The organism is Methanobrevibacter curvatus (genome assembly GCF_001639295.1).
GTDB lineage: Archaea > Methanobacteriota > Methanobacteria > Methanobacteriales > Methanobacteriaceae > Methanoflexus > Methanoflexus curvatus.
The window spans coordinates 1-791 of record NZ_LWMV01000121.1 but is presented as its reverse complement, the minus strand read 5'-3'; the positions used below and the strand labels follow the sequence as shown (position 1 = coordinate 791).

The following is a 791-nucleotide window of genomic DNA, read 5'->3' as shown; positions in this document are numbered from 1 at the left end:
TGGTAATGTCTTAAATGGTGCTTACATCTTGTACACTATTAATGTGACTAATTTTGGTCCTGATAATGCGACTGGTTTGGTTATTACTGATGTTTTGGATAGTAGATTAATATACATTAACAGTACAAGTCCAAGATTTACAAGTTATATTGCAAGTACTGGTGTTTGGAATATTGGTAATTTGGCTAATGGTGAGAGTATTGTTTTGGATATTCTTGTTCGTTTGAATGGTACTGGTAATATTGTGAATATTGCTAATGTTACTAATGTTACTGAAAATAATACTGGTAATAATAGTAGTAATCCTGATAATGAAACTAATATTACTGTTGTCACTACTGTAAATCTTAGTGTTGTTAAAACATCTAATGTATCTGGATCTGTCTTAAATGGTATACTTGTTTTGTATACTATTAATGTGACTAATTTTGGTCCTGATAATGCGACTGGTTTGGTTATTACTGATGCTTTAGATAGTAGATTGATTTATATTAATAGTACCACTCCTCGTGGAACTAGTTATGATGCTACTACTGGTGTTTGGGATATTAACACTTTAGTTAATGGTGAGAGTATTGTCTTAGATATTCTTGTCCGTTTGAATGGTACTGGTAGTATTGTGAATATTGCTAATGTTACTAATGTTACTGAAAACAACACTGGAAATAATAGTAGTACTCCTGATAATACTACTAATATTACTGTTGTTCCTACTGTGAACATTAGTGTTGTTAAATCATCTAATGTGTCTGGATCTGTCTTAAATGGCATATTTGTTTTATACACTATTA

The 791-nt window shown here is 30.7% G+C and carries 1 protein-coding gene; it reads left to right on the top strand.

Going from position 1 to position 791, the window contains the following annotated elements; all coding sequences use genetic code 11:
• On the top strand, positions 1-791 hold a 791-nt coding region (locus tag MBCUR_RS03140), incomplete at both ends, for a DUF11 domain-containing protein (RefSeq protein WP_157077621.1).